Raw genomic sequence first — 13,706 nt, 5'->3', positions numbered from 1 at the left:
CTTGAAGTAGAAGGTGCAAAAAGTATATCAGGGATGGCGCTGATGTCAGCCCCTGCAAAGGCCGGATGCCGGGGCGGCGGCGCTTCGTGACAGATTCTGTGCCTTATATCCCACAGTATGGGGTGGGTGGTAAAATCCCGGCTTGTTTTTTTCTTCGTGAGTCGTAATGCAAATCGCCGATCAACTTAGTCAATTGAATGCGCTGTCGCCGCTTGATGGCCGTTATGCCGCCAAGGGTAACCCGTTGCGCGCCACGCTGTCCGAGGCCGGTTTTATGGCCCATCGGGTCGAGGTTGAGGTGGCGTGGCTGATCGGCTTGTCAGACGCCGGCTTGCCCGAACTGCCCACGTTCAGCCAGGCCGCCCGTGCGCAGCTCAAGGCCCTGGTCGATAACTTTTCGGAAGCCGATGCCGCACGTATTAAAGATATTGAAAAGGTCACCAACCACGACGTGAAGGCGGTTGAGTACTGGCTGAAAGAGCAGGTGGCAGGTAACGCCGAACTGGCCAAAGCGGCCGAGTTCATTCATTTTGCCTGCACCTCTGAAGACATCAACAACACATCGCATGCCCTGATGCTTTCACGTGCGCGCGATGGTTTCTTGTTGCCTCGGCTGACTGAACTTGCCGCCAAGCTGCGCGAGCTTGCCCATACGTACGCCGACCAGCCTTTGCTGTCGCGCACTCACGGGCAACCGGCCAGCCCCAGTACCCTGGGTAAAGAGTTTGCAAATGTTGTGGCGCGCCTCGACCGCGCCATTGCCGCCGTTGCTGCCGTTCAGCCGTTAGCCAAGTTAAACGGCGCGACAGGCAATTACAACGCCCATATTTCGGCCTATCCCGAAATCAATTGGCCGGCGTTCAGTGCCGGCGTGCTTAACGCGTTGGGGCTAGAACAAAATCCTTACTCTATCCAGATCGAACCGCATGACTGGATGGCCGCATTGTTCGATGCAGTCGCCCGGGCCAACACCATTATTCTCGACCTGAATCGCGACATCTGGGGGTATATCTCGCTGGGGTATTTCAAGCAGCGCCTCAAAGAAGGCGAGGTCGGGTCGTCGACCATGCCGCACAAAGTCAATCCCATCGACTTCGAGAACTCCGAAGGCAATATCGGCCTGGCCAATGCCGTTTTACGTCATTTGTCCGAAAAACTCCCCGTGTCGCGGTGGCAGCGCGACCTGACCGACTCTACCGTGCTGCGCAACCTGGGGGTTGGTTTTGGTTATTGTGCCGTGGCCTGGGATGCCTGCCTGCGCGGGCTGAACAAGCTTGAGCTTAACGCTGCGGCCATTGATGCCGATATTGATAACTGCTGGGAAGTGTTGGCCGAGCCGGTTCAAACCGTGATGCGTCGCTATGGTTTGCCCCAGCCCTATGAGCAACTGAAGGCGCTGACACGCGGCAAGGGTATTAACCAGCAAGGCCTTACCGAGTTCATTCAGGGGCTTGATTTACCTGCCGAGCCCAAGGCCCGCTTGCTGGCCATGACGCCGCGGTCTTACGTCGGCCTGGCTGCCGAATTGGCCCGTAAAATTTAAGCCTGTTTTTTGCCGGTATGCAATGCCCCCTGTTGGGGGCATTATTATTTTCAGTTCACGCTTTGCGAACTTTGCATCTGTGCCTGGGCAGCCAGGATTTTTTCTTCGAGCTCGGGCGATGTTTTTAGCGCCAGCATAGGCGTTGATTCGCCATCGCTGTCGTCTTGCTCGAGTTCGAGCGTAATGCTTTGGCCTTCGAAGGCTGCCGGGTTGGCCTGTATTTGTACGTATTGCTTGAGCAGGCGATCGACGGCTTTTTGTGCTTCGGTCAGCTGAATACCCAGGCTTGATTCGGCATGCAGACGGAACTGTTGTTCGATGGTTTTGGCCAGGTCCCAGCTGAAAAACACCAGGGCCTTGTCACCAAAGCATTCGGGGTGCAGAAAACCCCAGTTTTCGGACTGTGTTTGATTCAAAATTGCACACGCTGTAGTAAAGATTGCCAGACTGCATTGTAGCTGTTGGTGTGGGGTTACGTCTGTCAGCGCAGGGCCATCCAGGCCAGTGCAACAAGCAGGAGCCCGAAATACACGACGATGCCGGTGACCAGACTGGTCATGACGATATTTAGTTTTTGCCTGAAGGAAAGACGGCCAGGGGTGCCATTGTGTTTTCTTAAGTGCCAGCCAATGGCAAGTGCCATGGAAAGAATACTGACCAGAATAATTGCGATTTTCATGCCCCTATTCTAGTCGGCGGGGCATCGAGGTGGTCAAGCGGTGTGGCAACCCGAAAGGCCGCCACACCCGGCGTGTCAGTAAATGGGGATGCGGTTCAGGCTGGCGGCCAGCTCTGTAAAGGCTTCGCAGTACCTGTCGTTGTAGCGGTCGCTGCTACCCGCGTCGTTCAGCTTGCCTTGAAGCGTTGCAATGGCGTGTTGGCGTTTGTCTTCGGGGGTGTCGGCAATAGCTTCGTGGAAGCCGGCTGAAAAGTCATCGGCCATGCCGGTCAGGTCGGCAAAAATCATGCCGTCGGTGTCATAGTGGCGCGCAATTTTAAGGGCGCGTCCCCAGAACAGGTCGAGAGTTTCATTCATGGGTTGTCTCCTGTGCAGTTGACACGGTGGGACACCAGAGGGCGCAAAACCGTGGACAACATACGGGCTTTTGAACGACCGGAATGTGCAGGCTTTTGAATATTGATTGTGGGTAGCCGGGTGCACGTGGGTCGCAGCGGATGAAACGACTTCTGGTCAGGCAACTGAAGGGTAGCAAAATCATTCGCGCGTGTGTGTTGCGAAATGTAATGTTTCGTGGCGGACACTTTTGCCCCTGGCTTGGGGTGTGTCAGCACGGCATCTAATTGCTTTTGTTTTTTTATAAGTTACTGAAAAATAATTATTTTTTATTGGATTAAAAAAGCGCCGATGGTGGCTGAATCAGGCCATTCGTACAACCCGGGCTTTTTTAGGCGTCGCCAAAGCCGCAGCATACGTCCATGTTCAACGGGGATGTTCCCCGGGGGGAGTGGCTTGAATGGGAAAGACGCGAACGTTGTATTTGCCGATGCTGCTGCTGGCTGGGTGCGCCCAGTTTCCGGACCTGCAAACGGCATTCAAGTCGCTCGAGCCGGCCGGGGTGCCGGACAGTGCGGCATTGGGCGGGGGGCAGTTTCATTTTGACTGGGTTTTGTCGGGTGACCGCAATATTGCGCCGTTGCAGGTGTTTGATAACGGCCGCAACGTCTGGCTGCAGTTCGGGCCGGGCAGCCCTGTGCCGGCGTTGTTCGCCCGTTCGCTCAAGCAGGCCCTGCAGCAGGGTGTGGCCGGCGATCGTTTGCTGACGCCTCGGCGCCAGGGTGATTTTCTCGTCATTGACGAGGTGCCGGCGTTGCTGGTGATTCGCGGCGGTCATTTGCAAGCCTTTGCCCGTCGGGACGGCGAGGACTTGCCCAGCGCGGGTGCTGGCGAGGCCCTTGGGGACAATACTGCTGTGCATCCGGTTGCACATGGTGCGCCATTGCCACCACCCTTGCCACCACCCTTGCCGGTGCCCACGCCGCCGCACCCGCCTGTGCCGTCGCTACCTAAGCCGTCACCGCAACCGCAGGTGTCGTCGCTTGTTGCCCCGGAGCCGACTTTGCCTGCGCCGGAGGCGTCGGGCGATATCATGCCTGTTGCGCCGTCGGAGGCCAACCTTGGGCCTGCGCCGGTGCCGTCCCAAACCCCGACGTATGCCGTGGGTCGATCCGACGGTACGCTGCGCCAAACCCTGGTTCGCTGGGCGGAACAGGCCGGTTGGGATTTTGGGCCAGAGCACTGGATGGTGGATGTCGATATACCGATTACCGGCGCGGCGAATTTCGATGTGCCGTTTATCGAGGCGGTGCAGGCTTTGGTTGGCAGCACAGAACTCGCGGTTAAGCCACTGCAGCCTTGTTTTTATTCCAATCGCGTGTTGCGTATCGTGCCTTATGCGCAGGCCTGTGACCGTACCCGTACCGCGGCAGGACAATCATGATGTCGCTCAAGTTCGGCGCGGTGCTGGCCTTGGGGTTGATGCTTTCCGGGTGCGCCTTGCACGAGCGGTTACGCGAGATATCGCAACGGGTTGTAGAAACGGGGGACAGTATCGATCAGCGTCAGCGCGCTTTTGCTGCGCAATTGGCCGATGCCGACGTACGCCGCTCGGCCCAGCACGTCGATCGCCCCTGGCTGGTGGGTAAACCGCTACCGCTGTCGCGCGAGCTGACATTGCCGGTGGCGTTGCGGGCCAACGTTAAAACCACGCTTATTTTTACTGCCGAGCCGCGACCTTTGCCGGTGATTGCACGACGGATAACTGCGGCGACCGGGATACCCGTACATGTCCGGCCCGAAGCGCTCTGGCCACTTGAACGTTTCTCTCCACGACTGGCTGGCGGAGATGCCGCGGGCCAGGGGGCTGTGGTGCCTGCCGAATCTGCCATGCGGCTGGATGGCGAGGCTCAGCCCTTGTCAGCCATTCTGGACAGTGTGGCGGCCACGCTCGGGGTGTACTGGCGTTACGCACAGGGTCGTATCGAGTTCTATCGCACTGAAACCCGGGTGTTCAATGTCCGGGCGTTGACGCAGGCCGCCCAGTCCGAGGCGTCTCTGGGGGCCAATCGAAGCGGCCAGGACCAGGGCTTTTCCAGTACTTCAAGTACACGGCTGCAAAGCGAGCAAATTGGCGTGATGGACGTTGTAAAGGCACGTCTTGAGCCCTTTCTGACGCGGGCCGGTGTTGCCGTGGCGCAAGAGGGCGCCAGTGCGTTGGTTGTGGTCACCGACACGCCCGAAGTATTGCAGCGTATCGCGACTTATCTCGACCAGGAGAACCTGGCGCTGACCCGTCGTATCCGACTGGTCTTTGAAGAAATAACCCTGGTCACGAAAGAGACTGCGGAAGCCGGGATGGATTGGGATCTGGTTTTTACCAGCGCGCGTATGGCGGCCTCGGCTGCGTCGGCGGGGTCTGTTGTGGCCGAGGCCGCCAGTCTTGGGGTGTCGCTTGCCGAGGGGCCGTTCAAAGGATCCGAGGCCATGATCAAAGCGCTTGGTCAGGTGGGGCAGGTGGTAAGGCGCAGCAGCGTTCCGGTATTGACACTAAACCGACGACCGGTCACACATGCGGTTCGCACAACGTTTTCGTATATCGACAAAGTGCAAACCACGGCCTTGGGCCAAGGGCAGGACAGCAGCTTGCCTACCGTGTCGGTCAGCCAGAAAGAAGAGACGGTGGGTTCGTTGTTGACCCTGATCCCGGATGCGCAGGAAAACGGTCAGATTTTATTGTCACTGGCTTACGACAACACCGTAGCGCAACCAATCAAATCAGTGACGTTTGGCGACGCGCGAAATCCTTTGCAGCTGCAACAGGTCACTATAGACGGCAACGGTACGGTTCAACAGCTGGTTCTGCAGCCGGGTCAGCCTGTGCTGGTGTCGGGCTTCGATCGCGCCCAGCACGAGCTTGACACACGTCGCCTGAATCCAGGGATGCCCATGTTGCTGGGGGGCAGCGACCGCGCCGCGCAACAGCAGATCAAGACAGTCATTGTCATTACGGCGCAAGTCGAAGAGGGGTTCTAGTCATGGCCGATGACACGATGTGGTGTGAGCGTCTGGATGGCAAATGTCTGGTGTTCGGCCTGGACTGGCTGCCATTGCTCGGGGGGCACACCCGAAAGCAGGTCATGGCAAAGGCCAGGCGCTATCGCGCTACGCATTGCGTGACACCCTCCGAGCATGCGGCGGCCATGGGGTTGATCCAGTTCCCGCGCAATGAGGCGTCGCGTCACGAGCCGCATTATTCGGCGGCCCAGATTGTGGCGGGTCTGTACCCGTCGGGAACCGTGGCGGTATCCATTGTTTTACAGCCCGGGCGACATTGGCTTGTGGCCGTGCACGAAGGTGCAGTCATAGCGCGCACTGACATAGTGCTGGGGTCCATCGGTCAGATCACCGGGCTCATAGACGAGTTGCGACTGGCGTACGCCCATATCCGGCACTTGGGTGTTGCGCAGGGTGATCCGGGCGCCCCAGGCCTGGGGGCGTTGGCGGCTGCTGCCGACGATAGAGCTTTACTGTGGCGTATTCCGGGGCGCTGGGCGCCCAAAGGGCTTTCTGCGTTCGTGGTGGTTGTTTGCGTTGTGGCGGGGGGCGGTGCGTTTGCTGCCGGTGCCGCGGGCCGTTGGTTGTCTGGGCAGCCGGCACCCGGCCCGTTGTCCACTCAGGCGACGATGCAGGCTTGGGTGTCGGCCAGGTCTGCGGCCACTGCATCGGTGCTGGTGCACGGTGTCGATGGGATGCAGCAGTTGTTGCTGTCTTTGTATCGTGTGCCTGTCCAGATCAGTGGATGGCGGCTGGTCAGTGTGTTGTGCAAACCTCTTTCCAGGACCTGGCGCTGTACGGCGTCCTTGCGCCGCAGCGGTCGCCATGCCAATAACCAACGCCTGATGGCTTTGGCGCCCAACGGCTGGGCACTGCGTTTCTTGTCGGTGGATGACGTTGAGGCGGACTGGGTGGTGACGGGGGCGGCCACACCGCTTTCAGCGTCCGTCTTGAATGACAGCCGGTGGGGGGACAAGTATTGGCTCAGCAGCTTGCAGCATATCAGCAGGGCGTTCGTCACGCTGAAAGCTTCGCCTGCGGTGCCACACAAGTTTCCTGGGCCGGTCGACACCCAAGGTTCGCCGGTACCTCGACCGGAAGGGTTTCGCACGTATCAGGTACGGTCGTTTCAGGTCGAGGGGCCGTTGCGCTCTTACAGCTTGCTCTTGCCCAACCTGACCGGTGTGCGTTGGCAGCAAGTCACGCTGACGCTCAAAGCCCTCGAACGACCTACTTTGCAGCAAAGTCAGCTTTATCTGTCGGCAAAAGGGGAACGCTATGAATGGCAAAGTTGAGCGCACCCCGAGCCGTCGCCTTGCATGGGCCGTGCTTCGTCGGCCGCAGCGTTTGCTGATGCGCTGCCTGTGCGCACTGATGCTTGTTGCCGTACCGGGAGTCGCTGTCACGTCATCGTCCGTCGAACAAGCTGCACAGGCTGAACAATCCCCCCCGGCTGCAGCGACGGATCACCTGGCGGATGACCAGATGCTGGTGCGTGAGCTGATGCGGGCCGAAGCGGCGCTGGCACTGAGCCTTATGCGTGACGAGCGCGTTCCCGTGCGCCGCGCGCAGGAGGGGCGACCCCTTGCGCCGGATCGGGCGATGTCTTTGGTTACCCGGCCGGTGCTGCAGGGCATCTACGGTGTCGGCAAGCGCTTGCTGGCCGAGGTGCAGTGGCAGGGCGAAACCTATATTTACTTAAACGGCCGCGCATTGCCGGTTGGCCGCGTGGCCGACCCCAAGGTTTACTTGCTGCAGGCGATTCAGTCGCGCTGCGTGCAGCTGGCGCGGGGTGATGCCCGGGTCACCCTGTGTCTGGACCACGACTCGGAGAAAGGCTGATGATGAAACGATCTTCCTGGCGCCTCGATCTGCGTTTTCCGCGTCATCGGGTCAGCGACGTTCTGCCGGTTGATGAACGCTTCGATTACGCCGATGCGGTTGTCGTGTCGTCGGCCGACGATTTACATGTGATCCAGCCGCCCATTCGTCGTTCGCTAAGCAACGAGCTGGGCGTCGAGGCCTTGGCTGCCAGGCTGTGTCCTGTGCAATTAACCGATGACAGCGTTGCCATATTGGCCTTGGGCGAGCACGTTGGGGGAGATCAGGCCGACGAGCTCGCCAGGCAGTTGCGCGAGCGCGGGTTCCGGATGGCGTGTCCGCAACGTTATGTGCTGGCGGCCCCTTTGTTGTTGTCGATTGCACGCCACCAGTTGGCCGGATCAAGCGGTCTGGTTTCGTTAGAGCCGGGGGCATCGGGGTCCGCGCTGGCAGCGGCTTTCCAGGATATGGTCGAGTGGGGCGTGCGAAACGGGGCAAGTGATATTCACCTGAATGTGCACTATGACCAGCCCGATTCCGAAGTACGTTTTACCTTGCAAGGCCGTTACGTTGCGCCCGACCGGTTTCGTCGTATTCCAACGGCCACATTAAACGAAATGCTTGCCGTGGTCTGGATGGATATTCGGGGAGGGAACGGGGCCGTTTTCGACCCCACCAGCGAGCAGCAAGGGGCGCTGGTTCGTCAGGTCGATGGTCGTGGCATTTTGTTGCGTTGGGCATCCATGGCTGCCGAGCGCGGGCCCAGCGTCTGTTTGCGTTTGCTTGACAGGTCGCGGGCCCACGAACAGCAAGATCTTGAACAATTGGGCTACTTGCCCGAGCAAGCCGGCTTGATTCGCCAGGCGGTGCAAAGAGAAGGCGGGGCTGTCGTCTTTGCCGGCACCGTGGGCTCGGGCAAGTCGACGTCGATGGCCGCACAGATTGCCGCCCTGCCGCCCGACCGGAAAGTCATGACGCTGGAAGACCCGGTGGAGTATCTCATTCCTGGCGCCGTTCAGAATACGATCAGTCGCGACCCGTCCCGCGAGCGGCATGATGGTTTTTCAGCCAAGCTGCGCGCGCTCAAGCGTTCGGCCATGACTGACGTCTTGTTGGGCGAGGTGCGTGACCGGGAGACCGGCGAGGCTTTTATGGATCTGGCCAGTTCGGGGGTGAGCGTGTATACGACGACGCATGCACCCTCGGCACTGCTGGTGCCCGACCGGCTGGCATCCTCTGTCATTGGTGTTGCCCGTGATTTTCTGGCAACGCCGGGCGTGCTCAAGCTGGTGGTGCATCAAGTGCTGCTGCCCAGGCTGTGCGGCCGGTGCGCCTTGACGGCGCCGACGGCTTGCCCGTTGTCCGGCATGGCGACGACGACACCGCATCTGCTTGCTGTCCTTGGCTCTTTGCCCAGCCTGGATACCGCCCGGGTCAGGTTTCGCAATCCGGAAGGTTGTGCCGATTGCCGCAGGCAGGGAAATCAGGCCTTGTCGGGTTACCTGGGGCGTACGGTGGTGGCCGAATGCTTCGTGCCGGAACAGTTACCGGGCTATCTGGGGGCCGTGCGCCGCAACACGGTTGGCGATAGTCTGCATCCCGATGTTTGCAGTGAAGATCTTTCATCGTGCTTTGTGTCTTTCGGAGCCTGTGCTGCGCAAAAGGTTGCGCGTGGCGAGATAGATCCTTTCGACGTCGAGTTGCGGTTTCAGACGTTCACTCGCCTTGCGCGTCATCATCGTCTGTCTGCCTTGGGGGCACCATGAGTCGCGCCCGAGGTCGGCTGGCCTCGTGGCAACTCATTGCAAAGCAGGTTTTTGATGGTTGGTGCTTTCGTCGTCAGCGTGCCGATTACTACGACTATCTGTCGGGCTTCATGCGGTCTGTTGGCGGTGCGCGGACACTGAAAGATATCTTCAGCCAGGATGCGCAACGCTATGGCGTGAAAACAACGCGCGGGCGTCTGTCGGCGCAATGGGCGGCGGCGTATCCGATGTCCGGCGGCGATTTGCACGCCACCTGGCGGGGCGTGCTGCCCGAAGACGAACTGGTCATTGTGCGTGTGGCGCAGTTGGCGGGCAACGTGGCCCTGATCGACACCCTGCACGACCTGGCCGCAGTCCAGCGGTTGGTGGCAAATGCGCGCGAAATTCTGGTCAATACGGTAACCGTGGCGGTAATTGCGTTGCTCGTCTGGGTAGTCATGATGCTGCTCGTCCCGTTATTTACGGTGCCCCGGCTGGTTGATGTGTTCGGCATGTTGCCCACCGAGTATTACGGCTCGGCCACACGACGACTGTTTGCGTTTTCCCGCTTTAGCGGCCGTTGGTGGGGGTGGGTCATTTTGGGTGTCGTTTGCGCCGTCTGTTGGGTGGGTTGGTCATTTTCCAATCTGGTGGGGCCTGTCCGGCAATGGCTGGACCGCTTCCTGATCTGGCGTCTTTACCGTTGTGTGGCCACGGTGCGCATGTTGTCGGTGCTTCATGTCGTGCTGGTTCGCCACGAGGGTGAGTCGACCCAGTTGCGCAGTGCGCTGGCCATGTTGCGCCGTGGCGCCAACCGTTGGCAGGCCTGGCATCTGGACCAGATGATGCGGCATATCGACCGGGGTTGGGTGGGGGCCAGAACGTTCGATACCGGCTTGTTCGATCGGGCACTTTATTGGTACTTGCAAGATATGGTGCTGGTTCGCGGGCTGGTTGAGGGTTTGAACATCACCAAACAGCGACTGGGTACGCAAATACTGCATGTTGTGTCCCGGCAGGCCGCGCTGGCCCGTTGGGTCATGTTGTTGTGGTGTGTGGGGGCAATGTTGGGTTTGGGCGTCTGGCATTACGTGGCCATTGACGAGTTGCGTCGCGGCTTGATGATTTTTTACGCCGGCCAGTAGCGGGCGGCATTTTAAAGGGGTGATCCATGGGTATTCAGAAAATAGCGTTACAGGCGTCTCGGCCATTCTGCCGGCAACGGGGGTTTTCGCTGATCGAGGTGTCGATCGTGACAGCCATTGTGTTGTTGCTCGCCATCATCGGTATTCCAGCCGTAGGTAGCTACGTGATCGAGAACAAGGTGCCAAAAGTGGGTGAAGAGCTCGCCCGGTTTGTGCTTCAGACCAAAGTCAATGCACCAAACGGCTCTACCGAGCCTTTTACAGGTATTGCCACCACCAACTTTGCCAATCTGGTGCGGCAGTCGAGCATTTTTTCGGTCTCGGGCACCGACGCTACGACTAAAGTGCTGCATGGCCTGGGTCGTGCCGGCGAGGTCACCGTTGCGGCGGCCGATCTTGGGGCCGGCTTTGCCATTACCCTGACTAATGTCAACCATGTGGCTTGTCCGGCCATCGCTTCGGTCATGCAACGGGTCAGCGACACAATGACGGTCGCGGGCACCACAATCAAAGATGCATCAACGCCCTACAGTGCGCTGTCGACCGAGGCGCTTTGCACACCGGGTGATGTCAACACCTTTGTGTTCACAGCAAGCTGATACCCATGAAAAGAACGTCGCAGCGCGGGTTTGCGCTGATCGAGCTGATGGTTGCCGCACTGATTGCCACCTTGCTGGCCGTTTGGGCGTCCGAGGCCATGGTAAGACGCACCCAGGAAGCTTCGGCCGAAGCCGCTGCCGCCTGGATGCTGGCTGTCAGGTTGTCGGCAGAGCGGTATATCGCCCATTATGCTGATAGCTTGCGTCAGGCGCCGCAGCTGAACGATGCCGACATCGAGGGTGTTGCTGAAGCCCAGGCGCCTAGCCTGGTCGAGCTGAAACAACAGGGTATGCTCGCGGCCGCTTTCCCTGAGTCGCATGGGCGCGACCTGCAGGTTGCTGTTCGTGTTCTGCGCAACGGCGACTGCCCCGGCGATGAATGCCGGCTCGATGCCCTGGTCTACTCAACCCGCCCGCTCGACAAGGCCTTGGCGGGCCGGTCTCATGAGGGGCTGCTGGCTTACTGGTTGATGGCTGCGGGCGGTAGGGGCGGGCTGGTCTCTTACGCCGACCCGGGGCAGCTTAAAGGCGCTGCCTTTGCGTTGCCCAATCCACCGCTGCCTGGCATGCCTGTGCTTGATTCGGGTACCGTGGCGCTGACGGTTGGGCTGGGGGGCGCGCTATCGTATCCGTGGCTTAAGGTTGGCGACACACGTAACCCGGATTTTGGCGCCGACGTGGCGGTGGCGGGCAGTGTTGTTTCAAACCAGGCCGTGCGTGCTCAGGGGGCGTTGTGGTTGGGGGAACGGGCCTATGCAGGCGCAACGTGTCCCGAAAACGGGTTGATAGTGCGAGAACACTATGGGGGGCTGCTGGTATGCCGCAGCTATCAGTGGGTGTCTGCGGGGGGCCGCGGTGGGGGCGGGTATTCGGTGAATACCGTGTCGGGCTGTGTGGCTTTGGCCGCGAACCCGGTGACCGGGCTATGCAGCTGCCCGGCAGGGTATACGGTCGTGCTTGTGGCCGACAGCGGCCCCAAGGCCGACGCTGAAGGTCGGACCCGGGGTTATTTGTGTGCCGGCTGACCCGGGCTGCGCTGTCAGGGCGTCCAGTTGGCGATGAATGCCCGCTCTTCGTCGGTCATTTGGGTGATGTTGGCCAGCGGCATGTATTTGCTGGCAATCACTTGCTTGATCAGCGGGGGGTTGGCCATGACGTCGGCCTCGGTTTCAAGGGCGATGCCCGCTGGCGCCGACGCAAAGCCGGCTTGCGTGGGCTGCACAGCATGGCACTGCACGCAACGAGCTTGCATAATTTCAAGCACCCGGGCCATGTCGTTGCCGGACTGGCTAGTACTCGCAACCGCGGCAGTGGCAGTGGGTGCGGCCGCTTGAGGCTTGGGCCGCGACGCCGGTGCGGCAATCACCGCAATGGCGACCAGCAACAAAACGCCAATAATCGGGTAAGCGATTTTGTTTTGTCCCAGATGACGTAGCACAAAATATTGCCGGATAATCGCGCCCGAGAAAATGAACAGCACCATGATGATCCAGGCGTAGGGGCTGGTATACGTGAATGAGTAGTGGTTGCTGAGCATCAGGAACACGACGGGCAGCGTAAAGTAGGTGTTGTGCACCGAGCGCTGTTTGCCGCGTTTGCCGTCGAGGGGGTTAGGCGTACCGCCGGTTTGAAGCGCTTTGACCATGCGCCGCTGCCCGGGAATGATCCAGAAGAACACGTTGGCCGACATCGCGGTGGCCATGACTGCACCTGTAAGCAGAAACGCGGCACGACCCTGAAAAATATGTACGCTGAGGTAGGCGACGATAACCATCATGATGGCCACGGCAACGCTGAGTAACCCGTCGCGTTCCATGTTCGGGCTGATGCGTCGGCAAAGCTGGTCGTAGACGACCCAGCCCGCGGCAAGAAACAGCAGCGCAACAACGTTGACCTGCCAACCGCTGAGTTCGCGTACCCACGCCCAGGGACTATTGGGGTTGGCCAGATAGAACGACGGGTTCGCCATGTACAAAATCACAAACAGGGCGAAGCCGCTTATCCAGGTGGTATAGGCTTTGAGAAATGCCCAGTGCAGTTCCTGGGGCATTTCGGGCGGAGCCGTGATGTATTTTTGGTTGTGATAGAAGCCACCGCCGTGCACTTCCCAGATTTCGCCCAGGACGCCGCGTTTTTTGGCGGTGTCGGAGGCGGGCGGCCGCAGGCTGTTGTCCATCATGACAAAGTAGATCGACTCGCCGATCCAGGCAATGGCGGCAATGACGTGCAGCCAGCGCAGCAGCAGGTTGCCAAATTCAAGCAAATAAGCTTCCATGATTTTTCCGTTTTTATTAAATGTGAAGTAAGCGCGTTCCCCGCTTAAAAGCGGGGAACAGGCGTTTAGCTGCCGCGATAGGTGGCGTAAGTCCAGGGGGTGACAACCAATGGCACGTGATAGTTCTCGGCCGGATTGGCGATGCCAAAGCGAATGACGACCTGATCGACAAATCGGGGCTCAGGGACCTTGACCCCTTGCGACGCGAAGTAGTCGCCGGCATGAAAAACCAGCTCGTAGGTGCCTGACTTGATGTCGTCGGCGCCAAGCAGTGGTGCATCGCAACGGCCGTCGGCGTTGGTTTCGACGGTTTTCAGACAGGTGCGCGATGCGCCATCGATACGATAAAGCTCGACTTGCACCCCTTGGGCGGGCCGGCCGTGCATGGTGTCGAGCACGTGAGTTGAAAGTTTTCCCATGGGATCTCCGGATTGTTAACAATTTATGTTGACGATTTTGTTTTACCAGCGAATAATTGTCAATCAGTGATTTCGTAAAGTCTCCAC

The 13,706-nt window shown here is 59.5% G+C and carries 14 protein-coding genes; 9 read left to right on the top strand and 5 right to left on the bottom strand.

Annotation, left to right across the window (positions count from 1 at the left end):
* Positions 1–166: 166 nt before the first annotated feature.
* Complete coding sequence (purB, locus tag GTU67_RS10385) at positions 167–1,543, top strand: adenylosuccinate lyase (protein WP_185779998.1); 1,377 nt, start codon at positions 167–169, stop codon at positions 1,541–1,543.
* 50 nt (positions 1,544–1,593) lie between these two features.
* On the opposite strand, the gene GTU67_RS10380 is transcribed toward purB, so the two are convergent.
* The 3 genes from GTU67_RS10380 to GTU67_RS10370 all read right to left on the bottom strand — a co-directional run bounded on the left by GTU67_RS10380 (position 1,594) and on the right by GTU67_RS10370 (position 2,579).
* A complete protein-coding gene (locus GTU67_RS10380) occupies positions 1,594–1,959 on the bottom strand; it encodes a hypothetical protein (RefSeq protein ID WP_185779997.1) in 366 nt (121 codons plus the stop codon).
* Positions 1,960–2,024: 65 nt separating this feature from the next.
* Positions 2,025–2,222, bottom strand: coding sequence for a hypothetical protein (locus GTU67_RS10375; RefSeq protein ID WP_185779996.1), 198 nt, complete (start codon positions 2,220–2,222; stop codon positions 2,025–2,027).
* A gap of 75 nt (positions 2,223–2,297) precedes the next feature.
* The gene (locus GTU67_RS10370; protein ID WP_185779995.1) at positions 2,298–2,579 is read right to left on the bottom strand and encodes a hypothetical protein; all 282 of its coding nucleotides are present in this window, start codon (positions 2,577–2,579) and stop codon (positions 2,298–2,300) included.
* 439 nt (positions 2,580–3,018) lie between these two features.
* Here GTU67_RS10370 and GTU67_RS15390 point away from each other — a divergent pair, with 439 nt between their 5' ends.
* The 8 genes from GTU67_RS15390 to GTU67_RS10325 are packed head-to-tail and all read left to right on the top strand — an operon-like array spanning position 3,019 to position 11,950.
* A complete protein-coding gene (locus GTU67_RS15390; RefSeq protein ID WP_249417678.1) occupies positions 3,019–4,002 on the top strand; it encodes a TrbG/VirB9 family P-type conjugative transfer protein in 984 nt (327 codons plus the stop codon).
* Positions 3,999–5,594 (top strand): hypothetical protein, encoded by a 1,596-nt coding sequence (locus tag GTU67_RS10355; RefSeq protein ID WP_185779994.1) that lies wholly within the window; start codon positions 3,999–4,001, stop codon positions 5,592–5,594. The genes GTU67_RS15390 and GTU67_RS10355 overlap by 4 nt, the downstream gene beginning before the upstream one ends.
* A 2-nt stretch (positions 5,595–5,596) precedes the next feature.
* Positions 5,597–6,910, top strand: a complete 1,314-nt coding sequence (locus tag GTU67_RS10350) for a type 4b pilus protein PilO2 (protein ID WP_185779993.1) — start codon at positions 5,597–5,599, stop codon at positions 6,908–6,910.
* Complete coding sequence (locus GTU67_RS10345) at positions 6,894–7,457, top strand: hypothetical protein (protein ID WP_185779992.1); 564 nt, start codon at positions 6,894–6,896, stop codon at positions 7,455–7,457. Before GTU67_RS10350 ends, GTU67_RS10345 begins: the two co-directional genes overlap by 17 nt.
* Entirely contained in the window at positions 7,457–9,202 is a 1,746-nt protein-coding gene (locus GTU67_RS10340; RefSeq protein ID WP_249417677.1) for a GspE/PulE family protein, read from the top strand. The genes GTU67_RS10345 and GTU67_RS10340 overlap by 1 nt, the downstream gene beginning before the upstream one ends.
* Entirely contained in the window at positions 9,199–10,326 is a 1,128-nt protein-coding gene (locus GTU67_RS10335; protein WP_185779991.1) for a type II secretion system F family protein, read from the top strand. Before GTU67_RS10340 ends, GTU67_RS10335 begins: the two co-directional genes overlap by 4 nt.
* Before the next feature lie 26 nt (positions 10,327–10,352).
* Positions 10,353–10,925 carry a type 4 pilus major pilin gene (locus GTU67_RS10330; protein ID WP_185779990.1) on the top strand — a complete coding sequence of 191 codons (573 nt, stop codon included), beginning with the start codon at positions 10,353–10,355 and terminating at the stop codon, positions 10,923–10,925.
* A gap of 5 nt (positions 10,926–10,930) precedes the next feature.
* Positions 10,931–11,950 carry a type II secretion system protein gene (locus GTU67_RS10325; protein ID WP_185779989.1) on the top strand — a complete coding sequence of 340 codons (1,020 nt, stop codon included), beginning with the start codon at positions 10,931–10,933 and terminating at the stop codon, positions 11,948–11,950.
* Positions 11,951–11,964: 14 nt separating this feature from the next.
* Here the strand turns inward: GTU67_RS10325 and GTU67_RS10320 are convergent, their stop codons facing one another.
* On the bottom strand, positions 11,965–13,200 hold the full coding sequence (locus GTU67_RS10320) for a urate hydroxylase PuuD (RefSeq protein ID WP_185779988.1): 1,236 nt from the start codon (positions 13,198–13,200) through the stop codon (positions 11,965–11,967).
* A gap of 65 nt (positions 13,201–13,265) precedes the next feature.
* Positions 13,266–13,619 carry a hydroxyisourate hydrolase gene (uraH, locus tag GTU67_RS10315; protein WP_185779987.1) on the bottom strand — a complete coding sequence of 118 codons (354 nt, stop codon included), beginning with the start codon at positions 13,617–13,619 and terminating at the stop codon, positions 13,266–13,268.
* Positions 13,620–13,706 lie beyond the last annotated feature (87 nt).

This window comes from Pusillimonas minor (assembly GCF_014237865.1).
GTDB lineage: Bacteria > Pseudomonadota > Gammaproteobacteria > Burkholderiales > Burkholderiaceae_B > Neopusillimonas > Neopusillimonas minor.
The sequence above is the reverse complement of the archived record's forward strand: the minus strand, read 5'-3'. Positions and strand labels throughout refer to the sequence as shown.